The organism is Streptomyces subrutilus (genome assembly GCF_001746425.1).
Classification (GTDB): Bacteria; Actinomycetota; Actinomycetes; order Streptomycetales; family Streptomycetaceae; genus Streptomyces; species Streptomyces subrutilus_A.
The window spans coordinates 6,267,675-6,291,278 of sequence record NZ_MEHK01000001.1; the positions used below are offsets into that span (position 1 = coordinate 6,267,675).

General features: G+C 72.7%; 19 protein-coding genes and 1 pseudogene. 5 read left to right on the plus strand and 15 right to left on the minus strand.

All coding sequences use genetic code 11. The features are described from left to right. Positions 1 to 119: 119 nt before the first annotated feature. Positions 120 to 785 carry a hypothetical protein gene (locus BGK67_RS28775; protein ID WP_069922804.1) on the plus strand — a complete coding sequence of 222 codons (666 nt, stop codon included), beginning with the start codon at positions 120 to 122 and terminating at the stop codon, positions 783 to 785. Positions 786 to 803: 18 nt separating this feature from the next. Here the strand turns inward: BGK67_RS28775 and BGK67_RS28780 are convergent, their stop codons facing one another. The 5 genes from BGK67_RS28780 to BGK67_RS36620 are packed head-to-tail and all read right to left on the minus strand — an operon-like array spanning position 804 to position 5,562. Next, a complete protein-coding gene (locus BGK67_RS28780) occupies positions 804 to 1,520 on the minus strand; it encodes a potassium-transporting ATPase subunit C (RefSeq protein ID WP_069922805.1) in 717 nt (238 codons plus the stop codon). Positions 1,521 to 1,527: 7 nt separating this feature from the next. Next, on the minus strand, positions 1,528 to 3,630 hold the full coding sequence (kdpB, locus tag BGK67_RS28785) for a potassium-transporting ATPase subunit KdpB (RefSeq protein ID WP_069922806.1): 2,103 nt from the start codon (positions 3,628 to 3,630) through the stop codon (positions 1,528 to 1,530). Next, positions 3,627 to 5,291 carry a potassium-transporting ATPase subunit KdpA gene (gene kdpA, locus BGK67_RS28790; RefSeq protein WP_069922807.1) on the minus strand — a complete coding sequence of 555 codons (1,665 nt, stop codon included), beginning with the start codon at positions 5,289 to 5,291 and terminating at the stop codon, positions 3,627 to 3,629. The genes kdpB and kdpA overlap by 4 nt, the downstream gene beginning before the upstream one ends. 8 nt (positions 5,292 to 5,299) lie before the next feature. Continuing rightward, entirely contained in the window at positions 5,300 to 5,389 is a 90-nt protein-coding gene (gene kdpF / locus BGK67_RS28795) for a K(+)-transporting ATPase subunit F (protein ID WP_069922808.1), read from the minus strand. Then, on the minus strand, positions 5,386 to 5,562 hold the full coding sequence (locus BGK67_RS36620; RefSeq protein WP_244291343.1) for a hypothetical protein: 177 nt from the start codon (positions 5,560 to 5,562) through the stop codon (positions 5,386 to 5,388). Before BGK67_RS36620 ends, kdpF begins: the two co-directional genes overlap by 4 nt. Positions 5,563 to 5,626: 64 nt before the next feature. Here BGK67_RS36620 and BGK67_RS37795 point away from each other — a divergent pair. After that, a pseudogene (locus BGK67_RS37795) lies at positions 5,627 to 5,746 on the plus strand (SRPBCC family protein); the annotation flags it as partial. 26 nt (positions 5,747 to 5,772) lie between these two features. On the opposite strand, the gene BGK67_RS28800 reads toward BGK67_RS37795, so the two are convergent. From BGK67_RS28800 to BGK67_RS37800, 5 genes are all read right to left on the minus strand, one after another. Next, positions 5,773 to 7,341 (minus strand): alpha/beta hydrolase, encoded by a 1,569-nt coding sequence (locus BGK67_RS28800; RefSeq protein ID WP_069922809.1) that lies wholly within the window; start codon positions 7,339 to 7,341, stop codon positions 5,773 to 5,775. 164 nt (positions 7,342 to 7,505) lie between these two features. Next, positions 7,506 to 7,955, minus strand: coding sequence for a hypothetical protein (locus BGK67_RS28805; RefSeq protein WP_079154425.1), 450 nt, complete (start codon positions 7,953 to 7,955; stop codon positions 7,506 to 7,508). Positions 7,956 to 8,046: 91 nt separating this feature from the next. Next, positions 8,047 to 9,069, minus strand: coding sequence for an SCO0930 family lipoprotein (locus tag BGK67_RS28810; protein ID WP_069922810.1), 1,023 nt, complete (start codon positions 9,067 to 9,069; stop codon positions 8,047 to 8,049). Positions 9,070 to 9,227: 158 nt separating this feature from the next. After that, positions 9,228 to 10,676: an NADH-quinone oxidoreductase subunit NuoF family protein gene (locus BGK67_RS28815; RefSeq protein ID WP_244291344.1), complete on the minus strand. Its 1,449-nt coding sequence runs from the start codon at positions 10,674 to 10,676 to the stop codon at positions 9,228 to 9,230. Next, the gene (locus BGK67_RS37800) at positions 10,673 to 11,581 is read right to left on the minus strand and encodes a hypothetical protein (protein ID WP_069922812.1); all 909 of its coding nucleotides are present in this window, start codon (positions 11,579 to 11,581) and stop codon (positions 10,673 to 10,675) included. Before BGK67_RS37800 ends, BGK67_RS28815 begins: the two co-directional genes overlap by 4 nt. A gap of 455 nt (positions 11,582 to 12,036) precedes the next feature. Here BGK67_RS37800 and BGK67_RS40795 point away from each other — a divergent pair, with 455 nt between their 5' ends. Further along, positions 12,037 to 13,437 (plus strand): PucR family transcriptional regulator, encoded by a 1,401-nt coding sequence (locus BGK67_RS40795; RefSeq protein WP_079154680.1) that lies wholly within the window; start codon positions 12,037 to 12,039, stop codon positions 13,435 to 13,437. A gap of 64 nt (positions 13,438 to 13,501) precedes the next feature. On the opposite strand, the gene BGK67_RS28830 is transcribed toward BGK67_RS40795, so the two are convergent. From BGK67_RS28830 to BGK67_RS28840, 3 genes are all read right to left on the minus strand, one after another. Continuing rightward, positions 13,502 to 14,299: an RNA polymerase sigma factor gene (locus BGK67_RS28830; RefSeq protein WP_069922813.1), complete on the minus strand. Its 798-nt coding sequence runs from the start codon at positions 14,297 to 14,299 to the stop codon at positions 13,502 to 13,504. A 198-nt stretch (positions 14,300 to 14,497) separates the two neighbouring features. Next, positions 14,498 to 15,883, minus strand: coding sequence for a DUF1996 domain-containing protein (locus BGK67_RS28835; RefSeq protein ID WP_069922814.1), 1,386 nt, complete (start codon positions 15,881 to 15,883; stop codon positions 14,498 to 14,500). Positions 15,884 to 15,897: 14 nt separating this feature from the next. Next, the gene (locus BGK67_RS28840) at positions 15,898 to 16,560 is read right to left on the minus strand and encodes a DUF4142 domain-containing protein (protein ID WP_244291345.1); all 663 of its coding nucleotides are present in this window, start codon (positions 16,558 to 16,560) and stop codon (positions 15,898 to 15,900) included. 453 nt (positions 16,561 to 17,013) lie between these two features. Between BGK67_RS28840 and BGK67_RS28845 the strand changes: the two genes are divergently transcribed. Next, positions 17,014 to 18,960 carry a flavin monoamine oxidase family protein gene (locus BGK67_RS28845; protein WP_069922816.1) on the plus strand — a complete coding sequence of 649 codons (1,947 nt, stop codon included), beginning with the start codon at positions 17,014 to 17,016 and terminating at the stop codon, positions 18,958 to 18,960. 57 nt (positions 18,961 to 19,017) lie between these two features. Here the strand turns inward: BGK67_RS28845 and BGK67_RS28850 are convergent, their stop codons facing one another. Next, a complete protein-coding gene (locus BGK67_RS28850) occupies positions 19,018 to 20,952 on the minus strand; it encodes a CASTOR/POLLUX-related putative ion channel (protein ID WP_069922817.1) in 1,935 nt (644 codons plus the stop codon). A 133-nt stretch (positions 20,953 to 21,085) separates the two neighbouring features. On the opposite strand from BGK67_RS28850, the gene polX reads away from it, so the two are divergent. Further along, entirely contained in the window at positions 21,086 to 22,813 is a 1,728-nt protein-coding gene (gene polX / locus BGK67_RS28855) for a DNA polymerase/3'-5' exonuclease PolX (protein ID WP_069922818.1), read from the plus strand. A gap of 49 nt (positions 22,814 to 22,862) precedes the next feature. On the opposite strand, the gene BGK67_RS28860 is transcribed toward polX, so the two are convergent. Beyond that, a complete protein-coding gene (locus BGK67_RS28860) occupies positions 22,863 to 23,597 on the minus strand; it encodes a DUF72 domain-containing protein (protein WP_069922819.1) in 735 nt (244 codons plus the stop codon). Positions 23,598 to 23,604: the final 7 nt, after the last annotated feature.

The window sequence follows — 23,604 nt, forward strand, 5'->3', positions numbered from 1 at the left end:
GCCCGGTCCGCGGCAGGCTGAAGAGGTCTTCAGCCTGCTTCAGGTGGGCTTCAGGATCCGCTCAGCATGCTCTGCAACGAGCCGGGTGCCGTGCCCGGTTGTGCATGAGGAGCCCCGGTATGTCTGAATCCTTCCCGCCGTCCGAGCAGCCCGAGCAGCCCACGCGGCCGGGAAGCGCCCCGCAAGCCGCCCCGCAAGCCGGCCCGCGCAAGCGCGTGGACCTGGGGCGTCTGGTGCCCCGGCGCAGGGGCGCCCGATGGGCGGCGCTGGGCGCGGCCGTGGTGATCGTCGGCGGTGCGGCGGCGGCCGTGGCCGTGGCGGTGGACGAGCACCACGACGAGCGGATGGCCGGGCCCCGCTTCGCCTGGCACGAGGCCGACCGCGAGGGCGGGCCGCGGCGCGGCCCCGCGGTCGGCGGCGAGCACGGCGACCGCGCCTTCGGCGGCCCCGAGAACCACAAGCACCCCAAGGACCTGAAGGACCTCAAGGCCCTGAAGGAGAAGCGGGACGCGGCCCCGGCCCCGCGCGCCGCCGAACAGGGCCCCGGCGGCTCCGCTAAGACAGCCCCCGCGCCCCTGCCGTCGCTGGCCGTCGGGCAGGCGGCCGACAAGGCGGCCGGGGCGGTGGACGGCGGCAAGGTGGAGAGCATCCGCGTGGTCGCCCAGGAGGGCGGCGGCAGCGCCTGGCTCGCCGTGGTCCTCGGACCGGACGGGGTCCGCCACGCGGTCACGGTCTCGGGCACGGACGGCACCGTCACGAGCAACGTTCCCGTCGACCGGGCCTAGGCCGGCGGCCCCGTCGCGTCAGCTCTCGGCCAGGGCCTTGAGAGCGGTGTTGAGTTCGAGGACGTTGACGCGGGGTTCGCCCATGAAGCCGAGGGTGCGGCCGGTGGTGTGGTCCGCGACGAGCTTCTCGACCCGATGGACGTCGAGGCCGTTCCGCTCGGCGACCCGGTGGATCTGGAGCTTGGCGTAGGCGGGGGAGATGTCGGGGTCCAGGCCCGAGCCGGAGGAGGTGACGGCGTCGGCCGGCACGTCCTGCGGCCTGACCTGGTGGCCGGCCGTGGAGTTGTCCGCGATCACGGCTTCCTTCGCGCCGAGGACCTGGGCGCAGAGGGTGCCTTCCGCCGCCTGGGCGGTGCACCTGCCGTCGACGGCGCCGTTGTCGGCGGAGCGGTTGGTGGCGCCGGAGAGGAGCAGCGAGTACCGGGTGTTGACGCTGTTGGCGCCGAGGCCGCCCGAGGGGCGCGGCTGGAACCACCTGAGGTCCGGCCTGGCGGCCTCTTCCGGGTCGTCGGGGTCCTGCTTCGGCAGGTCGTAGGTCTGGCCGATGAGGGAGGAGCCGACGACGCGGCCGTTGTCGTCCTTGACCTCGGACCCGTTGGCCTGGTGGCGGAAGAGGGCCTGGGCGATCCCGGTGACGGCGAGCGGGTAGACGATCCCGCAGAGCACGGTGAGGACCAGCAGGGCCCGCAGTCCGGCACCGAGCAGGCGGGCGGTGTTGCTGACGGAGTTGTTCATGGTCGTCTCAGCCGATTCCGGGGATGAGGGAGAGGAGCATGTCGATGATCTTGATGCCGATGAAGGGGGCGACGAGGCCGCCGAGCCCGTAGATCCCGAGGTTGCGGCGGAGCATCCTGTCGGCGCTGGTGGGCCGGTACCGCACGCCCTTCAGAGCGAGCGGCACCAGCGCGATGATGACGAGCGCGTTGAAGACGACCGCGGAGAGGATCGCGGAGTCGGGGGAGGACAGGCCCATGACGTTGAGCTTGTCCAGACCGGGATGGACCACGGCGAACATGGCCGGGATGATCGCGAAGTACTTCGCGACGTCGTTGGCGATCGAGAAGGTCGTGAGCGCGCCCCGGGTGATGAGGAGCTGCTTGCCGATCTCGACGATCTCGATGAGCTTGGTGGGGTCGGAGTCGAGGTCCACCATGTTCCCGGCCTCCTTGGCGGCCGAGGTGCCGGTGTTCATCGCCACGCCGACGTCCGCCTGCGCGAGGGCGGGCGCGTCGTTGGTGCCGTCGCCGGTCATCGCGACGAGCTTGCCGCCGGCCTGCTCGCGCTTGATGAGGGCCATCTTGTCCTCGGGCGTGGCCTCGGCGAGGAAGTCGTCGACACCGGCCTCCCGCGCGATCGCCCGGGCCGTCAGCGGGTTGTCGCCCGTGATCATGACGGTCCTGATGCCCATCCGGCGCAGCTCGTCGAACCGCTCCCGCATGCCCTCCTTGACCACGTCCTTGAGGTGGACGACACCGAGGACCCGGGCACCCTGCTCGTCGTGGACGGCGACGAGCAGGGGCGTGCCGCCGGCCTCGGAGATGCGGTGGGCGAGGAGGCCGGCGTCGTCCGCGACCCGGCCGCCCCGCCCGGTGACCCAGGCGATGACCGAACCGGCCGCTCCCTTGCGGGTGCTCGTGCCGTCCGCGTCGACGCCCGACATGCGGGTCTGGGCGGTGAAGGGCACCCAGGCGGCGTGGGCCAGTTCGCCCTGGTGGCGTCCGGGCAGGCCGTACTTCTCCTTCGCGAGGACCACGATGGAGCGCCCCTCGGGGGTCTCGTCGGCGAGGGAGGAGAGCTGGGCCGCGTCGGCGAGTTCGCCGACGGTGGTGCCCTCCACCGGCACGAACTCGGAGGCCTGGCGGTTGCCGAGGGTGATCGTGCCGGTCTTGTCGAGCAGCAGCGTCGACACGTCGCCGGCCGCCTCGACGGCTCGGCCGGACAGGGCCAGGACGTTGCGCTGGACCAGGCGGTCCATGCCCGCGATGCCGATCGCGGACAGCAGCGCGCCGATCGTGGTGGGGATCAGGCAGACCAGCAGGGCGGTCAGCACGATCATGGACTGCTCGGCGCCCGCGTAGATCGCGAACGGCTGGAGGGTGACGACGGCCAGCAGGAAGACGATCGTGAGGGAGGCCAGGAGGATGTTGAGGGCGACCTCGTTGGGGGTCTTCTGCCGGGCCGCGCCCTCGACGAGGGCGATCATGCGGTCGATGAAGGTCTCGCCCGGCTTCGTCGTGATCTTGATGACGATCCGGTCGGACAGCACCTTCGTGCCCCCGGTGACCGCGGAGCGGTCGCCGCCGGACTCCCGGATGACCGGAGCGGACTCGCCCGTGATCGCGGACTCGTCCACCGACGCCACGCCCTCGACGACGTCCCCGTCGCCGGGGATGATGTCGCCGGCCTCGCAGACCACCAGGTCGCCGATCCTCAGCTGGGTGCCGGGTACCCGCTCCTCGCCCGCGCCGTCCTGGCCCAGGCGGCGGGCGACGGAGTCGGTCTTGGCCTTGCGCAGGGTGTCGGCCTGGGCCTTGCCCCGGCCTTCCGCGACGGCTTCCGCGAGATTGGCGAAGACGGTGGTCAGCCACAGCCAGGCGGTGATGGCCCAGCCGAACCAGTCCGCCGGGTCCTTGACCGCCAGGACCGTCGTGACGACCGAGCCGATCAGGACCACGAACATGACCGGCGACTTGATCATGACGCGCGGGTCCAGCTTGCGGACCGCGTCGGGGAAGGACTTCAGCAGCTGCTTCGGGTCGAAGAGACCGCCGCCGACCCGCCCGGCCGGCTCGGGGCCCGCCGGGATGTCTTCGTGGGGCGCGCGGACGGGGGTGATGGTGCTCATGACGCGAGCCCTTCGGCGAGCGGTCCCAGCGCGAGGGCGGGGAAGTAGGTCAGACCGGTGATGATCAGGATGGTGCCGGCGAGCAGGCCGGTGTAGAGCGGCTTGTCGGTGCGCAGGGTTCCCGCCGTGGCGGGGACGGGCCCCTGCTCGGCGAGCGAGCCGGCCAGCGCCAGGACGAACACCATCGGCAGGAAGCGGCCCAGCAGCATGGCGAGGCCGATGGTGCTGTTGAACCACTGGGTGTCGGCGTTCAGGCCCGCGAAGGCGGAGCCGTTGTTGTTGGCGCCCGACGTGTAGGCGTAGAGGATCTCGGAGAAGCCGTGCGCGCCGGTGTTCGTCATCGAGTGCGCCGGGGTGTCCAGGGCCATCGCCGCGGCGGTGAATCCCAGCACCAGGGCCGGGGTGATCAGGATGTAGCAGGCCGCGAACTTGATCTCGCGGGTGCCGATCTTCTTGCCCAGGTACTCGGGCGTGCGGCCGACCATCAGGCCCGCGATGAACACGGCGATGACCGCCATGACCAGCATGCCGTAGAGGCCGGAGCCCACGCCGCCGGGCGCGATCTCGCCGAGCTGCATGCCCAGCAGCTGGATCCCGCCGCCCAGTCCCGTGTACGAGGAGTGGAAGGAGTTGACCGCGCCGGTCGAGGTGAGTGTGGTCGCGACCGAGAAGACGGCCGAGGCGCCGATGCCGAAGCGGGTCTCCTTGCCCTCCATCGCCCCGCCCGAGACGTCGAAGACCGGGCCGTGGTGGGCGAACTCGGTCCACATCATCAGCGTGGTGAAGCCGATCCAGAGGGTGGCCATCGTGGCGAGGATCGCGTAGCCCTGCTTCACGCTGCCGACCATCCTGCCGAAGGTGCGGGTCAGCGCGAACGGGATGAGCAGGATCAGGAAGATCTCGAAGAGGTTGGAGAAGGGGCCCGGGTTCTCGAAGGGGTGCGCGGAGTTGGCGTTGAAGTAGCCGCCGCCGTTCGTGCCCAGTTCCTTGATGACCTCCTGGGAGGCCACCGCGCCGCCGTTCCACTGCTGCGACCCGCCGAGGAACTGGCCGACCTCGTGGATGCCGGCGAAGTTCTGGATCGCGCCGCACGCGACGAGGACGGGCGCGCCGACCACCGAGATCGGCAGGAGGACGCGGACGGTGCCGCGCACCAGGTCGACCCAGAAGTTGCCCAGCTCACCGGTGCGCGAGCGCGCGAAGCCCCGTACGAGGGCGACGGCGACGGCCATGCCGACGGCGGCGGAGACGAAGTTCTGCACCGCCAGGCCGCCGGTCTGCACGACGTGGCCCATGGCCTGCTCGCCGGCGTACGACTGCCAGTTGGTGTTCGTCACGAACGAGGCGGCGGTGTTGAAGGCCTGGTCCGGGTCGATCGCGGAGAACCCGAGCGAGCCGGGCAGGACCCCCTGCGCCCGCTGGAGGGCGTAGAGGAAGAGGACGCCGGCCGCGGAGAAGGCGAGGACGGCGCGCAGGTAGGCGGGCCAGCGCATCTCGGCGGTGGGGTCGGCGCCGATGGCCTTGTAGATCCACTTCTCCGCCCTGTAGTGCTTCTCGGAGGAGTAGACGCGGGCCAGGTGGTCGCCCAGGGGGCGGTAGGCCAGCGCGAGCGCGGCGATCAGCGCGAGGAGCTGGAGCACACCAGCGGTGACGGGGCTCATGTCGGCGCTCAGAACCTCTCCGGGTACACCAGGGCGAGGACGAGGTATCCCAGCAGGGAGACGGCCACGACCAGGCCGACGATGGTTTCGGCGGTCACAGCTTGGTCACCCCCCGGGCGACGAGAGCCACGAGCGCGAACACCGCGATCGTGGTGACGACGAAGGCCGGATCGGCCATCGCGAACTCCTGAGTGAAGAGGGAAGAGACGTATCGGCCAAGCGGGTCGGCCGATAACGAGACAACCGCCTCTTCACCCGGGCCTTGAGCCACTTTGACGGGCTCCATACGGGGGCGGGGCCGCTCTTGACGCACCCCTGACACCACCGGCGGCCGCGTGCTGCCGGGAGGGGGCGGCACGCCGCTCGTGGGCTTCGCCGTCGGCGCCGCGCGCAAGGACGCCCCCGCGTTCGGCCGCCGTATCAAGGCGGCCGCGGAGGCGTCCCTCAAGCGGTAGCGGTCAGGCCGCCGTCACGGAGCGGGTCAGAACCGGCCGGGGCCGGCCGGGATCGGCAGCCGCTTGGACGGCGCCGCGGAGCCGCGCTGTCCGGCGGCCGCCGGGCTCTGGCAGGTCACGTCCTCGGCGGGCAGCCGGCCCGTCGTCAGGTACGAGTTGACCTGGGCGTCGGCGCAGGAGGCGGGGTCGGTGAGGTACACCCCGTGGCCCTCACCGCCGGCCACCAGCACCATCCGCGAGCCCTTGAGCGCGCGGTGCATGCCCTCGCCGCTGGTCAGCGGGGTCTGCGAGTCCCACTCGTTCTGGACCGTCAGCACGTTCGCCCGCTTCTTCATCGGGGTGGCCGCCTCGACCGGCCGGTCCCAGAAGGCACACGGCTTGATGTTGGACGCGAAGTCCCCGTACAGCGGGTACTTCACCTTGTCCTTCGCCGCGTCCCGCTCGTACTGCTCGGTGTAGCGGGGCCAGTTGCCGGTGTCCCCGCACACCACGGCCCAGAACACCGCGGTGCCGTTGTCCGACACGGGCTCGGCCGCCGCCCGCTCACCGGTGAGCAGCCGCTTCAGGTCGGCCGCGGCCGGCCCCGCCGGCTGCGGCTTGCCCTCGGCCGCCGCCTTGAGCGCGGCGATCAGCGGGCTGGCCTGCCCCGGGTAGAAGAACATTCCGCGCGCGGACCGGATCAGGTCCCCGTCGACCTTCTGCCCCTCGAAGTCGATCGGATCCCGGTCGGCGCGCTCCACCAGGCCCCAGAAGGTGTCGGACACCGCCTTCGGGGTGTCGCCGAGCCCGTACTCGGCCGAACGCTCGGCCGCCCAGCCCGTCCACCGCGCGAAGGCGGGCTCGGCCTCGGTCGCCCACACCTGGATCATGCCGCGCCAGATCCGCTGCGGGTCCACGCCGCTGTCCAGCACGAAGCGGTCGGTCCGGTCCGGGAACATCTGCGAGTAGACCGAGCCGAGGTAGGTCCCGTAGGAGTAGCCCAGGTAGGAGAGCTTGCGCTCGCCCAGCACCGCGCGGATCGTGTCCATGTCGCGAGCCGTGTTGCGGGTGGTGATGTGCGGCAGGACGGCGCCGGCCTTCTCACGGCACTTGTCGGCGACCGTACGCGCCCACGTCACGTCGGAGGGGTACGTCTCGGGCCGGTACGGCCGGTCGAAGTTCTGCTCGGTGTCGGTGAGGCCGCAGCTGATCGGGCTGCTCGCGCCGACGCCGCGCGGATCGAAGCCGATGAGGTCGAACTGGTCCCGTACCTCCTGGGACATCACCCCGCCCATCGCCAGCGGCAGGTCGAGCCCGCCCCCGCCCGGGCCCCCGGGGTTGAGGAGCATGACGCCGTGCCGCTTGGCGGGGTTCTCGCTCTTCACCCGGGATATCGCGAGGTCGATCGTGGAGCCCTGGGGGCGCCGGTAGTCGAGCGGCACCTTGAGGGTGGCGCACTCGTACGAGGCCGGCTGGTCCGGGCTGCACCGGTGCCAGGAGGGCTTCTGGTTCAGGTACTCCGGCGCCGAGGCGGCCGAGACCTGGGTCGCGGTCAGCAGGGGCACGGTGGACGCGATGAGTCCGGCGGTGGCGAGCAGCGGTGCGAGGCGTTTCATGCGCACGGGTTGCCGTTCCTTTCGGTGAAGTCGCTTACTCGCTCACCCTGTTGTACGGGGAGGCGGGGCGAATCATCCCGAAGGCCGGGGCATGTGCGTCTCACGAACGAGCCGATATCCGGACAACTGGCCGACACGCCGCCGGTGCACGCGGGCCGGACCGGTCAGTGGTGGCCGCCGCCGTGGGAGTCGCCGGCTTCGAGATCGCCGCCGATCCGGCCGCGCAGGGCGGTCAGGGCCTGCTCCGACGGCGCGGTGACCACCCACCGGCCTCCCACCAGGTAGGTGCCGCCGTACATCCGCGCCTCGGCCAGCCAGGACCGCTGCCCCTCGTCGGCGGCGAAGGTGACCATGCGGTAGGCGCCCTCACCCGTCTGGCAGCCGCCCTCGCGCAACTCGTCGGCCTGGACGTCCACATGGGCGGTGCAGCCGACGGCGGCGGCGATCTCCTCGATCGAGGCGGACGGCTCCCGGCTCTCCCGGGCATGCGCGCCGTGCGACGCGGCAGGGCTTCCGGCGCAGCCGCCGGCCGCCGGCACGGCGCACAGGGCGGCGACCGCCACGGCTGCGGCACGCGGAACACGGCGGTACGAACGGGCGGTCGACGGCGGCATGGCTGCTCTCGCTTCCTCATGGGCTGACGGGGGAGCGGCCGTGGTGCCCGGGTGGGAGGGGGCCGGGCACCACGGGTCCGAAGGGCCTTTCCTAGTGCGCCGCCTTCGCCTTCTTTCCCTTGTCGGTCATGGCGAACCAGAGGCCCTGCTTGTTGTGCCCGGTGATATCGCCGGGCTCCTTGTCCCCGGTGAACGTATAGGCCGGCCAGCAGTCGATCGTCAATTGTTCCGAACCGTCGGGACGCTTCACGGAGCCGACCAGTTCGGCGGCAATTCCCGACAGCTTCGACTTGTCCACCGGCTTGGCGGGCTTCCAGGTGTCCAGGCAGGCATCGAGGCAGCCGATCTTCATCGGCCAGGCGCTGTCCTTGTCGAAGCGGTAGAGCGTGCGGCCCTCCGCGTCCGCGAGGATGCCGCCGAGCATCGGATTCCGCGCGACGGACAGTTCGGCCCCGCCGCCCGCCCCGGCGCCGGGCTCCTCGCCCGCGCCCTGCGCCGGAGCCTTCGCGGCGGCGGCCGGCTTCCCGTCCGCGCCCAGCGCGTGCCAGGTCCCGCCCACGCCCTCGCCGAGCGCGTCCCCCGGCTTTGCGTCCTTCGCGTAGCGGTACACGGGCCAGCCCGCCAGCGTCAGCTGCCGGGTGCCGTCGGCCCTGGCGACCGAGCCGAGCAGGCCCGCGTCTATCCCCTCACCTGCGGTGACGTCATCGGCCGCGACAGCGGGCCACGCCGTGGCGCAGTCCCCTTCGCAGGCGGACTTGGGGGGCTTGGGCGTGTCCTTGTCGAACCGGTAGAGCGTGAAGCCCTCGCTGTCGGTGACCGCGGCGCCCAGCTCCGGGAGCTCGGCCACCTTCAGCTGACCGGCCGGGCCGTTCTTCGCGGCGCCACCCGCCGGGTCGGCGCCGGAGCCGCCGTCCCCGTAGGCGGGATCCGCGCCCGAGCCCGACCCGTACGCGCCGTCCCCGCCGTCCGCCCCGTACACGGACCCGATCTTCTTGCTGTCACCCGCCGGCTGTACCGCATTCCCCTGTCCCGGCGGTTTCTCGGCGAGTCCGCATCCGGCGGTCAGCAGCAGTACCGCGGCCGCCGCCGACCCGGCGAATATCTCACGACGCATTTTCTTCACGATCTCTCCTTCAGGTCCGGTCCAGCGATTTCCGTTCGTCCCTGCCGTAATTGATACGGGGCCGGGAGCGGCGCAGACACAATCCCCGGGGAATTTGTCGGATCGCGCCAAGAAATGAACCGGGGGACGGGCCGCACACGTGCACCGGCTCAGTCCTGGATGCGCAGTGCCAGCGCCGGGCAGCGCCGGACCGCACGCAGCGCCTTCGGCCGCAGCCGCGCGGGAACCGGCATGGACGCCTTGGCCGGATAGCCGTCCGCGTCGAGCCGCACGACATCGGGGAGGATGTCGACGCACAGCCCGTGCCCCTTGCACAACGTCCAGTCCACGACGAGCCGTTCGGGACTCTCGTCACGCGGCAGCGGCAGCGCGCCCAGCACCCGGCGGCCGCACCCGCCGCCGAAGGCGTGGTCGTGGAACTCGTCGGGGAAGGCGGCCAGGGCCGAGGCGACGAAGTGCGAGGTGCCGTCGGGATGGCTGCACGCACCGCGCCCCCGGACCGCCGTCATACGCGCCTCCACCGCCTCCAGGGCCTCGCCGCCCCCGCCGCGCAGGACGTCGTCCAGTACGTCGGCCAGTGCGGGCAACCCCCGCACGCAGGGCCCGCACTGGCCCGCCGACTCCTTGGCCATCCACCGGGTCACCCGCGCGACCTCGCCGGCCGGGCAGGTGTCCTCGGGCAGCGGCAGCACCGCCCCCGCCCCCAGCACCGCCCCGAAGCCCGCCAGCGACTGCCGGGACACCAGCGCCGAACGCGCGGCCACCGGGTCCAGCCATCTGCCGTGGTAGCCGCCGACCAGGACGCCCTGCCCGGGATCCGTACCGCACAGCTCCAGGACGTACGCCAGCGAGGCGCCGGTCGGCGTCTCGACCACCGTGGAGCCGGCCACCGTCAGCAGGACCGTGCCCGGCTCGCCCGGCAGCCCGGCGGAGCGGTACTCCGGCGCGCCCAGCCGCGCGGCGACGCCTAGCTGGGCGTAGGTCTCCGTGTTCGACAGCAGCGTGGGCACCCCGCCCAGCCCCCGTTCGCTGGTGCGCACCTTCTGGCCGGACGGCAGCACGGCTCCGCCGTTCAAGCCGCTGACGAGGGCCGTCCCCTCGCCGGTGACGAAGCGTTCGGGAAGCCGCGCCACCCGCACCCGGCGCCCGGCCGGGCCGCGTTCGGCCACGGCGTCGCGCACCGACTGCTCCACGTCCTCCCGGGTGACGGCCACCACGACGTCGTCCGCGCCGAGCGCCGCCGCGGCCAGCAGGGCTCCGTCGAGCACCAGGTGCGGGGCGTGCAGCAGCAGCGCGGTGTCCTTGAGGCAACTCGGCTCGCCCTCGCTGCCGTTGACGACCACGGCGGTGGGCGCGTCCCGGCCCCGGGCCGAGCGGGTGACGGCCCGCAGTTTCCGTGCGAACGGGAAACCCGCCCCGCCCCGGCCCCGCAGGTCGATGTCGTCGGCCAGCCCGATGAGCTCGTCCGGGCGGTAGCGGGGCAGCGTGCCGTGCGCCGTGAGATGGGCCGAGCGGTCGAGCCGGGGGATCCGGTCGAGCCCGGCCAGCAGCCTGGGGGCGCCCACACAGCCGAGGCCGGGGCGCGGGTCGCCGGTCACAGCCACCGCTCCGCGGCGGCCGGCTGCTCGCCGTACATCCGCGTTCGCCGGCCGGCCGTCGCGAAGGACCGGGGGCCCGGCCGCGGCAGCGGCGGCCGCCCGCGGGGTGCGAGCGGCGGCGTCGCGCCGCCGGCGCCCGAGCGGTCCGAGCCGGCGCCCGAGGCCGGACCGACGCCGCGGCGGGGCCCGGTGCCCGCACCCGGGCCCGTGCCCGGACGGGGCCCCGGCACGGCAGTGGGCCGCGAACGTGCGTCACGGGCCCGGGACTTCACCCGGAACACCAGCACCCCGGCGACACCGATCAGGCAGAGTGCGTACGCCGCCGTCACCCAGGCGCCGCCCGGGCGGCCCGCCTTGAGACCGTGCACCAGGGAGGCGCCCCAGGCCGGATAGGCGCCGAAGTGCAGGGCCCGCCACCACAGGGAGCGGCTCTTGGTCGCGAACACGCTGCGCACCGCCCCGGAAACCGCCACGGTCACGAAGAGGTAGCCGGCCAGCGTGCCGAGCCCGATGAGGACGGGCCGCTCGGCGTCCGCGAAGGGCAGCACCGCGGCGGCCGCGGTCGTCTGTGCCTCCGCGACCTTGACCCAGACGTGCAGGGCCAGGAAGCCCAGACCGGCCACCGCCAGTCCGCGGTGCGCGCCTTGGGCGAGCAGTCGGTGGCCCGGTCCGAGCAGCACCCGGTCGGTGGCCACCAGCCCCCACAGGACGGTGGCGGTGAGCGAGACGAGCGAGAGCACGCCCGCCCCGAAGTCGAGGAAGTCCCACAGGCGGGTCAGGGCGTCCGCGCGGACCACCACGATGAGGGAGGCGAGTGCCGCGAGGACGGCCGGGGCCGTGGCCGGATGACGGCTCCTGCGGCGGGCCCGGTGCGAGCGGCGTAGATACGGCTGAGACAGGGGCATCCAGATCTCCTGTGCGCCTGGGCCCCGAGCGCTCCACCTCGGCGCTCGGTACCCGGGGGTCGTTGTCGCTCGTGCCCGGCAGCGCTGTGAAATCCCCGCGCCGGCCGAGGAGCTAGGGCCGGAGTGCAGAAGCATCGTGGAGCCACACGGCGCCTCCACAGGATTTATCGAAACGTGATAATTTCTCGCGACCGCGTCTCCGGGGCATCGAACAACACCGGAAGATTCCCCTCCAGCGGAGGTTGCGACTGGCCACCGCGCCGCCCGCCGCCTACGCGTCCCCGACGGCAAAATCACGGCAAAACCGCGGGACCGAATGGGGTCGGACCCCTCCAGGAGGGAGTACGAGGGGCCACAACTCTCGTGTCAGACACGGACGTTGGCGCGAGGGGCAACCTCGGCGGGCCTGTCCTCCGCTACCGGACAGGCCTCACCCCGGCATGAACGAGGAAACGATGTGCGAACTTCTGAACCGCATCTGGTCCCGCCCCCGCGGCGAGTGGACCCGCGTCCTTCGACGGGAACTCCCCGCATTGGCCGCCGAGATAGTGGAGGAGCTTCTGCATGGAATTCCGGAATTTTCCGCCCTTATCGATGACAACGATGCCATCGATGACGAACTGCTCAGACAACGGGTGGAAGAAGCCCTTCTCACCGCACTCGGCTACCGCGACCCCCGCGGCTGCCCCCCGGGCCAGGAGCAGGACCACCCCCCGCGGCAGCCGGCCGGCTTGCCCGCCGACACCGAACGGGGACACCAGCACGCGGCCCTGGAGGTCGTCGCCGGAAGGGACCACGACCGGCACCGCGACAGCCGCGACGACGGCCATCGCGAGAGCGGCCACGACGCCCACCGCGAGAACAGCCACGACAACCACCGCGACAGCGGCCACGACAACCACCGCGACAGCGGCCACGACAACCACCGCGACAGTGGCCACGACAACCACCGCGACAGCGGCCACGACGGCCACCGCGACAGCGGCCACGACACCCACCGCGACCGGCAGGAGGACGCGCAGGACGGCGGCCGCCACGGCAGGCAGCCCCTCGGGCCCGGCGCCGACCGCGCGCGACAGGACCTCTTCAAGGCCCTCACCGATGACCGGGACCCCTCCGGCACCTCCCTCGCCGAACTCGCCGAGGCGGCCGGCTGGCCCCTCCCGGTGGCCGTACGGGCCATCGCGCCGGCCGTACCCGGCGAGGCGCAGCAACTGGCGGCCGTCCTGGACGACGCCCTCGCCGGGACCTTCGCGGGCCGCCCCTGCCTGCTCGTCCCGAGCCCCGATCCCGACACCCGGGCCCCGCTCGAACTCCCCTTGCGCGGACGCTTCGCGGCCGTCGGCCACGCGGTACCCCTGCGGGACACCGCGTCCTCCCTGCGCTGGGCCCTGCGCCTGCTCGCGCTGACCCCCGTCCGCGCGGGCCTGGACGCCCGCCCCGTCTTCGTCGACGACCACCTCTCGACCCTGCTGCTGCTCCAGGACGAGCCCCTGGCCCACGCGCTGGCCGCCCGCTGGCTCAGGCCGCTGGCGGACCTGACCCCGCGCCAGAGCGAACGGCTGGAGGTGACCCTCCTCGCCTGGCTGGAGGGCGGCGGCGCACCCGAGGCCGCCAAGGCCCTGAGCGTGCACCCGCAGACCGTGCGCTACCGCATGCGCCAGCTGGAGAAGCTCTTCGGGCCCGGACTGCGCGACCCCCGCACCCGGTTCGAACTGGAGATGGCCCTGCGCAGCCGCCGGCTGATGGCCCAGGTGCGTCGCATGCACTCGCAGGTGGGGCGCAGGACGGCGCGCGTGGTCACGGCGGACTTCACCCCGCTGGTCGGACGGATGGCCCGCGTCAACGGGCTGTGAGACGGCCGAGGCGGAACACCGGCCGGCCCGGCCCCCGGAACCGCGGGGGCCGGGCCGGCCGCGCTCACGAAGCGGCGGGCACCGCGCCCGGCAGGGCCGAGTTGAGGTCCAGCAGCTCCTCGTACGACCGTGCGCAGTCCTCGCACGCCGCCAGGTGGCGGGCGAGGGCGCGCGGCTGCCGCCTGCCGCTGCGCCGTACCGCCGAACCGAGCATGTGGCTGTAGTGGCCGCACCGTCCGTCGGACGCGGTGTCCACATGGGCGAGCAGGTACGCCTCGCGCAACCCTTCCCGGGCCCGGAAGGCCAGCGAGGTCACCGCACTCGGGGTGATGCCCAGCCGCGCCGCGATCTCGTGGGGCGGGTCCTCCTCGACGAGGGTCTGCCACAGGACGGCCCGCCAGCGGGCGGGCAGGGTCTGGAAGGAGCGGGCCAGCAGCCGCCGGTCCTCACCCGCCAGCAGCCGGCGCTGCGGATCGCCGCCCGCCGCGGCCTGCGGGCACCAGGTGTCGAAGTCCGGTGTCAGGAGCGTCCTGCCGTCGCCGTCGCGCCACTGCATGGCCGTGTGGCGGACGACGGCCAGCAGGTACGCGCGCCACGGACCCCGGGGCCCCGCGCCGGAGCGGACGGCCTGCAGGGTCCGGGCGAAGGCCTCCGAGACGAGGTCCTCGGCGTCCTGCGGGGTCCGGCAGCAGGTGCGCGCGTACGCGAGGGCGGCCCGCCGGTGGCGCCGGTAGAGGAGGTCGCACACGGCGGCGTCCGCGGTGCCCGTCCCGTACCCGCTCTTCAGCCGCCCGGTCAGTTCTCCGTCCGAGGGGGCGGCCGGATGCTCCGGGTCGTCCTCGGACGCACGAGAGGCGGACATGGCACTCCTCGCAGGGTCAGGTGCGTCAGGTGCCGGAACCGGCTGGGCGCACGTGTGCGGCGTTGGCCCGAAGTCGGCTTCGGGCCAACACCTTTCCCGGACGGGGCGCGGTGCGAGGGGGGAGGAGCCGCACCCCGTCCGGGAGTTCGTGGGATTCGTGGCGTTCGTGGCGTTCGTGGAGTTCACGCGCCCGCCGCGTCAGCGGCAGCTGCGCCCCCTGTTGATGCAGTCCACCGCGGTGTTCATCAGGCGGTCGTCCATCACGTTGATGAAGTCGCCGTGGTCGGTCACCGGTTTGTGGAGCTGCTCGGGAAAGCTGTCCACGGCGAACCGCGCACCCGGCGCGACCCCGTACGTGATCCGCTGCACCAGCTGCGGAATGGCGCTGAAGCCCCTGGGGCAGCGGCCGTCGCCGTTCGCGAAGGCCACGTGGGTGCGGTGGTTGGCGCTGTCGGTGTTGCGGCCGTCCCAGCAGCTCTGGAAGGTGAAGGTGCGCACCACGTCGCTGCCCTTGGGGCAGATCGGGTACTTGTCCTTCAACTGGCGGTTCTCGAAACCGGTGCAGCTCCACGAGGCGTTGGCATTGGCCGTGCCGTTGGTGAAGGCCTTGGCGTCCCCGGTGATGATCCGCAGGAAGCGCGGCATGGCCTTGACCTTGCCGGCGGGGCTGCCCTTGAAGGTGATCGACACCTGCTTGGGTTGCAGGATCGTGCCCACGTTCCCGTCCTGGCCGCCGCCGGGCGCCTGCGCGTCCCGCTCCGCCTTGCCGTCGCGCAGCCGCAGCACGGGCCAGTAGTAGCTGGACAGATCGCCGTTGGCGCAGGTGGTGTCGGCGGCGGCCAGGCTGTCGTTGGTGGAGAAGGCGTCGGTGGACTCGTTGCCCACGTAGTCGTGCATGTGGTGGGCGCCGTTGGAGACACCGGGGGCGACGATCACGTTGTCGGGGTTGAAGTGGCCGTTCTCGTTGCGTCCGCACTGCGAGCTGAAGGACCCCGTGGAGGCCCCGGCCGCGGCCGCGGGAGTGCGTACGTTCGGCCGTACCTTGCCGATGGCGACGAAGTCGCTCCGCGCCGGGCCGCCCTTGCCGCCGGTGCTCCGGGCGGTGCCCGCATCGGCCGCCTGGGCGTCGGCCCCGGCGTCGTCCTGCGCGTCCGCCTGCTTCACCTCGCAGCCGCTCAGGTCTTTCAGCTCCTCGGGGCGGGCCGCGGAGCGGGCTATCGCGTCGGACATGCGGCCGATGGTCTGCTCGCGCTGCTGCCTGAGCCCGCCGATGAGCTCCTCGCCCCGGGCCTCGCCCGCGGCGAGCCGCCGGTAGGCGTCGGCGACCTGGACGTCCAGCTGGGCGAGGCCCTCGTCGACCTCGGTCCGGGCCTGGTTGGGTACGGAGGTCAGCCGGTCACCGACGTCGGGGCAGTCGATGGTGGCGGTCACCTGTGTCTCCCCGGCCGAGTCGAGGCGGCCGTCCTGGCCCGCGTTGGCGCTGCCCGCCACGACGGCGACTGCGCCGCCGCCCAGGACCAGCGCGCAGACCACGGCCAGCAGTTTGTTCGTCACCCGGGGGCGTTTATGGCCCTTTTCACTCATGCGATCACTTCACTTCACTTCGTCGGTCGGACATCGGACGGAGCAGGGGTCCCGTCGGGGACGTTGAGCGCGTCGAAGTCGACCAGCCCGCTGTCCTCGAGGACCGTGATGTGGTCCAGGACCGTGGCGTTGGCGGACGTGGCCAGGGTGCGGACCATGGAGTTGCGGGTCTGCGCCCGTATCTGGGCCAGCAGCGCGAACACCTTGCCGTGCGCTCGGCGCAGCAGCTGGATGAACAGCCGCTCGTACTCCTCCCCTTGGGCCCGGGTCAGCTGGTCCAGCCATCCCCGCTGCTGCGCGGACGGCTGGTTGGGCAGGTCGACCCCGAGGGCCTGGCCCACCTGGATCACCTGCCGGTCCAGCTCGGTGTGGCCCTCCACGAGGTGCTCGCCGGCCGTGCGCACCGTGGCGCGCGTCCCGCGCTGCTGGGCCTGCCGTCCGGCGGGCAGTTCCCACAGGCCGGCGAGCCGTACCTTGCGCACGAAGTCCCGGTCCGCGGGGGTCAGCGGCCCGTACGCCGTGCTCATGATCCCGGCGCCGTCGTCCTCGGCTGCCGGTGGTCCGGCCGAGGCCGAGGCCTGCGTACCGAACTTCTCCACGGGGATCAGCAGCGCGATCAGCGTGACGGCGAGTGCGGTGATGACGAAGCCGCTGCCGATCGTGTATCTCGTGGCCACCGAAAACCTGCTGATGGAACGCCGCCCGAATGACAGCACAGTGCCTCCTAGGTCCGTGGGCCGGGAGGGGCAGCGGGGTCGGAGGGTCCGCACGCGCCGTGCGTTGCACACCCGCATTCCCGGGGTGTCACGGGACGCTAGTGCCACGGGCCGTGGCCTGTCGGCGGACCATCACCATTGGATAAACATCCGGGCAAGCCCCCGGAGGACTGATATCTTGCCGCGCTGCGTGCTGCCCGGAGGGGACGGCCTCCCGGCTGTGGTCCGTCGCGCTCGCCTGCACGGTACTGACCGGCCGCGTCCCCGCCCCCGAGCACCGGGCGGCGGTGGCGGCGCCGGGTTCGAAACCCCGTTCGTCAGCGTCGGCCGCTCCGCGCCCCACGTCCGGGTGGTTGTTCCCCGTACGGACGCTTTTCGGTGCTCAAGCCTCCGGCGGGCCGCAAGAGTTGACCCATGATCATCGACCCGCCCCCCGCCTCCGGCTCCCCGGCCGAGGGCGCCCCGGCGCCCGCCCGCCGCCCCTCCCGCCGTACCGTCATCGCCGGCGCGGTCGCCGGAGCCGGCGCCCTCTCCGTCGCGGCCGCCTCCGCCGGGACCCCGCAGACACCGTCCGGCTCCGCGCGCCCCGACTGGGAGACCTGCCTGACCATCGCCCGGGCCATCCTCGTACGGGACGACGACGACCAGCCCCTGGTGCCGCGTTACGCGGACATCCTCCTCAAGAACGGCCTGCCCCGCTCCCGCCGCCCCGGCAAGAAGGTGCTGGTCGTCGGCGCCGGGCCCGCCGGACTCACCGCCGCCCACCTCCTGCGCGAGGCCGGGCACCAGGTCACCGTCGTCGAGGCCAACGCCAACCGGGTTGGCGGCCGCATCAAGACCTTCCGCACCGGCGGCCACGAGAAGGCCGCCGCGCCCTTCGCGGACCCCAAGCAGTACGCCGAAGCCGGCGCCATGCGCATCCCCGACAGCCACCCGCTGGTCACGGGGCTGATCGACAGCCTCGGCCTCAAGCGCAGGCGCTTCCACCTGGTGGACGTCGACGGGGCCGGCCGCCCCGCCTACCGCACGTGGATCTTCGTCAACGGCGTCCGCGTGCGCCGGGCGGACTACGCCCGCAGCCCGCAGGCGGTCAACCGCTCCTTCGGAGTCCCGGCGGCCTACGAGTCCGTCCCCGCCGCGCAGATCGTGCGGGGCGCCTTCGCCCCCGTGCGCAAGGAGATCGAGGGCAAGAAGGACAGGGAGCTCGTCGAGGGCTGGGCCCGCGTCATCCAGCGCTACGGCCACATGTCGATGTACCGCTACCTGACCGAGGTGGCGGAGCTCGACGAGCGGACCGTCGACCTGATCGGAACGGTCGAGAACCTCACCTCCCGGCTGCACCTCGCCTTCGTGCACAGCTTCATCGGCGCCTCCCTGATCAGCCCGGACACCGCCTTCTTCGAACTGCCCGACGGCACCGCCACCCTGGTCGACGCGCTCTACGACCGGGTCAAGGACCTGGTACGGCTCGACCGCCGCGCCACCCGGATCACCCACGGCGAGGGCAAGGTCACCGTGGACACCGTCTCCGAGGGCCGCGGCGGCAGCCCGGTGCGCCGTGAGACCTTCACCGCCGACACCGCGATCATCACCGTCCCCTTCTCCGGACTGCGCCACATCCCGGTCACGCCGGCCCTCTCGTACGGCAAGCGGCGCGCGGTCACCGAACTGCACTACGACGCCGCCACCAAGGTGCTGCTCGAATTCAGCCGCCGCTGGTGGGAGTTCGACGAGGCCGACTGGAAGCGCGAGCTGGAGGCCGTCCAGCCCGGCCTGTACCGCAAGTACCAGACCGCGCAGACCCCGGAGGCCGGGGGCCTGCTGGGCGCCCACCCCTCGGTGCCCAAGGGCCGGATCTCCGACGCGCAGCGCGCCCATTACGCCGCCTGCCGTCCGGTCACCCGCGACCAGCCGGAGGCCGCCGGCGTCATCGGCGGCGGTTCGGCGACCGACAACCCCAACCGCTTCATGTTCCAGCCCTCCTACCCGGTGGAGGGCAGCGCAGGCGGTGTGGTCCTCGCCTCCTACAGCTGGTCGGACGACGCCCTGAAGTGGGACTCCCTGGACGACGAAGAGCGCTACCCGCGCGCCCTGGCCGGTGTCCAGGAGGTGTTCGGACAGCGGATCGAGGTGTTCTACACCGGCGTCGGCCGCACCCAGTCCTGGATGCGGGACCCGTACGCCTACGGTGAGGCCTCCGTGCTGCTGCCCGGCCAGCACACCGAACTGTTCCCGCACGTCCGCGCGTCCGAGGGGAACCTGCACTTCGCCGGGTGCCACACCTCCATCAAGCCCGCGTGGATCGAAGGTGCCCTGGAATCCGCGGTGCGGACCGCTCTGGAGGTCCACCTGGCGCTGTGAGCGGCCGCGGCCGCGGCGGCGTCCCGAGCCGCCGCGGCCGCCGCACCGCCCTCGCCGTCAGCTTTCGGCGAGCACGATGAGCCAGTCCTCCCCGGTGAGCCGGACCCGTTCCCGCTTGTCGGGGTTGATCCGCAGCCCGTGGCCGGGACCCGTCCCCGCCCCGGCGCGCAGCCGGTAGCCGACCGCGCATTCGCCCCGGCGGCGCGCCGCCTCCACGAGGGTGGCGAAGGGGACCTCGCGGTCGGCCCGGACGTAGTCCGAGGCCGGTTTGAGGTGGAACTCGCTGCCCTCCGCGTCGAAGAGCTCCTCGAAGACGTCGGCGAGGTAGCGGCTCTCCGAGATCTGGGTCATCAGGAGGCTGATCAGCCGGCCGCTCACGATGAAGTCGGCGCCCTCCCGGGCGGGTGCGAGGAGCCGGTTGCCGTCGTCGGACATCTCGGTGGTGAGGACGAGTTCCCGCCGCGCGGCCTCCGCGATGGCCCGCAGGTGCAGCAGCGTCACCAGCGTCCTGTCGTCCGCCAGGGCCTCCTCGCTGTAGGCGGGCTCGGCGGCGCCGCCCGCCGCGGCCGCGCCCGCGGCCCCCGGATCCACCTCGCCGACGACGATCACGCTGTCGTACGACGGCACGTCCAGCTTGGCCAGGACACGGGGGTCGGTGATGTCGCCGCCGTGGAAGACGACATCGAGGTTGCGCCGGGCCGCCGCGGTGCCGCCGCGGGCGTCCCCGTCGTCCAGAGCCACCACGTCGAGGCAGCTCCCGGGGCTCACGTACTGGTCGAGCTGGTCCACGACGAACGGGGCCCGGCGGTTCCAGCCGAGCAGGAGCACCCGCTCGGCCAGGGCGGCCGCGGGCGGGGCCGTGACGATCGCGTCCTCGTCCACGAGGGCGGACACGTCCGCCGGTACGGCCGTGTCGTCGTCCCGGGACAGGACGATGAGCCGGTCGCCCGTGCCGATCGTCGTGCCCGGCAGCGGATTGAGGGCGACGCCCCCGTCGGCGCGCACCAGACCGACCACGGAGGACGTGGCGAACGACAGCAGGGCCTCGCCGAAGGTGCGCCCGGCGAGCCCGTCGGCGGGGGCGGTGTAGAACTCGTCGCCCGCGAAGTCCAGCAGTTCCTGGTAGACGAGGGACAGGCCCGGCCGGCGGGCGGTCTGTACGAGGAGCCGGGCGATGATGTCGTCGACGCACAGGACGTGCCCGTCCGGCCCGGCGGCCAGCCTGGCGGTGGCGTGGTGGCGGCTGTCCCGGACGGCGGCCACCACCACCGCGCCACGACCGGCCTCGGGGACCGCGGCGTTGAGGGCGAGCAGGGTCTTCACCACGTGGGCGTCGCCGGTCCGCCCGCCGGGCGGCAGCACGAGCACGGCCTTCGCCGTCCGCGGACTCACCCGGGCCAGCTCGGCGGGGTCGGTGGTGCTGCCGTTGCGGCAGATGATCCGGGTCCTGCCCCGGTCCGGAAGGCGCGTGGCGATCTCCTCCTCCATCTCCACCTTGTCCTTCGGGGCGAGGACGGCGATGGCGGAGCGGCGCTGGTTGGCGTTGGCGGCCACCAGCTCCCCGGCCACCGGGAAGATCTGGTCGGACCAGCCCAGGACGACCGTGTGGCCCGCTTCCAGCACGGTGGAGTGGCCGAGCCGCAGCGACATGATCCGCCGGTTGATGCCGGTGGTGATCAGGCTGACCAGCGTCGACACGAACAGCAGGGCGACGAGCGCGAGCGTCACCGATGCCAGGACGTAGACGGGGGAGCCGACCGCGCCCCCGATCTTGAGCGTCTGCCCGACGCTGACCCACACCGCCGTGAGCCGTCCGGCGAGGGTGGCCGGGGCCGACCGGTCGGACCACACCAGGACCGTGCTCGCCGGGACCACCACGGCCAGGCAGGCCAGGCCCAGCCAGCCGATCAGCGCGGTGGTTCCGCCCGCCACCAGATGGTCGAACCGGTACCGGAGGCGCAATCGGAGGGACGTCGTGTGCTCCTGCGCCATGCCAGCTTCCTTCGGATCGGCGGCCGCTCGAAGGCCTCTCTGCCAACCCCGGCGGCGGCCGATCGGTTACGGGTGAACAGGAAGCAGGTGCCCCCGCGTGCCCACCCGGGGCACGCGGGGGCACCCTGGAGACATGGCCCGAGCCAACGACGAGGTCGAGGCGCTCCTGCGGGAGTACGCCGACCTCATCGCGATCCGAGGCGGGGAGGCCTTCAAGGCCCGCGCCTACGAGAAGGCCGCCCGCGCCGTCGGGGGCTACCCGCAGGACGTCTCGGTCCTCGACGCCAAGGGCCTGCGCGAGATCCCGAACGTGGGCAGGTCGCTGGCCGACAAGATCCTGGAGTACCTGCGCACCGGCCGCATGCCCGTCGTCGACGAGGCCCGGGCGTCCGTGCCGCCCGGAGTGCGCGAGCTGGTCGCGATCCCGGGGCTCGGCCCCCGCAAGGCCATGCTGCTGTACGAGGAGCTGGGCATCAGCTCCGTCGACCAGCTGGTCGAGGCCATCCGGCAGGAGCGGCTGCGCGATCTGAAGGGCTTCGGCGAGCGCACCGAGGACAACATCCTGCACGGCATCGCGGTGCTGCGGAAGGCCGGCGAGGGCCGCATCCTCGTCAGTGCGGCCATGGACGTGGCCGAGCAGCTCGTCGCCGAGCTCTCGGCGGTCCGCGGCTGCGTCCGGTGCACGTACGCGGGGTCCCTGCGCCGGATGCGGGAGACGATCGGCGACATCGACATCCTGGTGGCGGCCCGCCGGTCGGCCCCGTTCATGGAGGCCCTCACCGCCCACCCGCAGACGATCGAGGTCATCGCGCACGGGGAGAAGAAGACCTCGGTACGGACGGCCACGGGCCTCCAGGTGGACCTGCGGGTGCTCCCGCCGGCCTCCTGGGGCGCCGGACTGCAGTACTTCACCGGCTCCAAGGCGCACAACATCCGCACGCGCGAACTGGCGGTGCGCCAGGGCCTCAAGCTCTCCGAGTACGGGCTCTTCGACGCCGAGAGCGGCGAGAGCATCACCTCCGAGACGGAGGAGGCGGTCTACGCCAGGCTCGGGCTGCCGTGGATACCGCCGACCCTGCGCGAGGACCGCGGCGAGATCGCGGCCGGGCTGCGCGGCGAACTCCCCGACCTGCTCGCGGAGAACGACATCCGGGGCGATCTGCACACCCACACCGACCTCACCGACGGGCTGGCCCCGCTGGAGGACATGGTCGCCGCCGCTGCCGCCCGCGGCTACGCGTACTACGCGGTCACCGACCACGCCCCGAACCTGTCCATGCAGCGGATGACCAGCGAGAAGATCCTCGCCCAGCGCGAGCGGGTGCGCGCCCTGGACGGCGCGCACAAGCGGATGCGGCTGCTGCACGGCACCGAGCTCAACATCGGCCCGGACGGCACCCTGGACTGGCCCGACGACTTCCTCGCGGAGTTCGACCTGTGCGTGGCCTCCGTCCACTCGCATTTCAACCAGAGCCGGCAGGAGCTCACCCGCCGCCTGGTCCGCGCCTGCGAGAACCCGCACGTCGCCGTCATCGGCCACCCCACGACGCGCCGGATCGGCAAACGCCCGGGCATCGACGCCGACTTCGACGCCGTCTTCGAGGCCTGCGCGCGGACGGGCACCGTGCTGGAGATCAACGCGCACCCCGAGCGGCTCGACCTGTGCGACGAGGACATCCTGCGCGCGAAGCGGTACGGCGTGAAGTTCGCCGTGAACTCCGACGCCCACGCCACCACCCACCTGCCGTACATGCGCTACGGCGTGGCGACGGCCCAGCGCGGCTGGCTGACCACGGACGACGTCGTCAACACCTGGCCGCTGACGAAGCTGCGGAAGTTCCTGGAGGCAAAGGGCACCTGACCCAGCCGGCCGAGCCCCCGCGAGGCCGGCCCACGCCGCGCCCGTGCCCTCAGGGCGGCGGTCCGGCCGTCAAACGGCCGAATGACCGTGCGTCCGCAACGGCCGCGCCGCCGGCGTCGTTGTTGAAGTAGGCGAAGACGTCCGCGTCCGGGGGCCAGGTGTCCGCGATCCGGTCGGCCCAACTCCGCAGGGCCGCTCGGCCGTACCGGGGCGCCGGCCGGGAACGGCCTTCGTGGAAGCGTACGTAGCCCCAGTCCGCCGTCCGCCACAGCGGTGTCACGGGCCGCGACCGGCGGTCGGCCCAGCACAGGGCGGCGCCGCGGCCGACGAGGACGGAGCGTACTTCCGCCGTCCACCACGACTCGTGCCGCGGTTCGACGGCGACGCGAACGCCGACGGGGAAGCAGGCGAGGCAGGCGTCGAGCGCGGCAGGGTCGGCGCGCAGCGTGGGCGGCAGCTGGAGCAGGACCGGACCGAGCCGGTCGCCCAGGGGAGCGGCGTGCTCCATCAGCCGCTGGACCGGCTCCGCCGGGTCACGGAGGCGTTTGACGTGCGTCAGGAAACGGCTCGCCTTGACGGCCATGACGAACCCGGGCGGGGTCCGTGCGCGCCATCGCGTGAACGTCTCGGGCGACGGCAGCCGATAGAAGGCGTTGTTGAGTTCGACGGTGGGGAAGTGCCGTGTGTACTCCTCCAGCCACAGCCGTTGTGGCCGGTCCGGCGGATACAGAACGCCCGACCAGTCCCGGTACTGCCATCCGGAGGTGCCGACGAAAACGGCCATACGGCCC

Coding starts and splice junctions, on each gene's coding strand:
- BGK67_RS28775 (WP_069922804.1), top strand. CDS start 120: ATGTCTGAATCCTTCCCGCCGTCCGAGCAGCCCGAGCAGCCCACGCGG.
- BGK67_RS28780 (WP_069922805.1), bottom strand. CDS start 1,520: ATGAACAACTCCGTCAGCAACACCGCCCGCCTGCTCGGTGCCGGACTG.
- kdpB (WP_069922806.1), bottom strand. CDS start 3,630: ATGAGCACCATCACCCCCGTCCGCGCGCCCCACGAAGACATCCCGGCG.
- kdpA (WP_069922807.1), bottom strand. CDS start 5,291: ATGAGCCCCGTCACCGCTGGTGTGCTCCAGCTCCTCGCGCTGATCGCC.
- BGK67_RS28800 (WP_069922809.1), bottom strand. CDS start 7,341: ATGAAACGCCTCGCACCGCTGCTCGCCACCGCCGGACTCATCGCGTCC.
- BGK67_RS28805 (WP_079154425.1), bottom strand. CDS start 7,955: ATGCCGCCGTCGACCGCCCGTTCGTACCGCCGTGTTCCGCGTGCCGCA.
- BGK67_RS28810 (WP_069922810.1), bottom strand. CDS start 9,069: ATGCGTCGTGAGATATTCGCCGGGTCGGCGGCGGCCGCGGTACTGCTG.
- BGK67_RS37800 (WP_069922812.1), bottom strand. CDS start 11,581: ATGCCCCTGTCTCAGCCGTATCTACGCCGCTCGCACCGGGCCCGCCGC.
- BGK67_RS40795 (WP_079154680.1), top strand. CDS start 12,037: ATGTGCGAACTTCTGAACCGCATCTGGTCCCGCCCCCGCGGCGAGTGG.
- BGK67_RS28830 (WP_069922813.1), bottom strand. CDS start 14,299: ATGTCCGCCTCTCGTGCGTCCGAGGACGACCCGGAGCATCCGGCCGCC.
- BGK67_RS28835 (WP_069922814.1), bottom strand. CDS start 15,883: ATGAGTGAAAAGGGCCATAAACGCCCCCGGGTGACGAACAAACTGCTG.
- BGK67_RS28845 (WP_069922816.1), top strand. CDS start 17,014: ATGATCATCGACCCGCCCCCCGCCTCCGGCTCCCCGGCCGAGGGCGCC.
- BGK67_RS28850 (WP_069922817.1), bottom strand. CDS start 20,952: ATGGCGCAGGAGCACACGACGTCCCTCCGATTGCGCCTCCGGTACCGG.
- polX (WP_069922818.1), top strand. CDS start 21,086: ATGGCCCGAGCCAACGACGAGGTCGAGGCGCTCCTGCGGGAGTACGCC.
- BGK67_RS28860 (WP_069922819.1), bottom strand. CDS start 23,597: ATGGCCGTTTTCGTCGGCACCTCCGGATGGCAGTACCGGGACTGGTCG.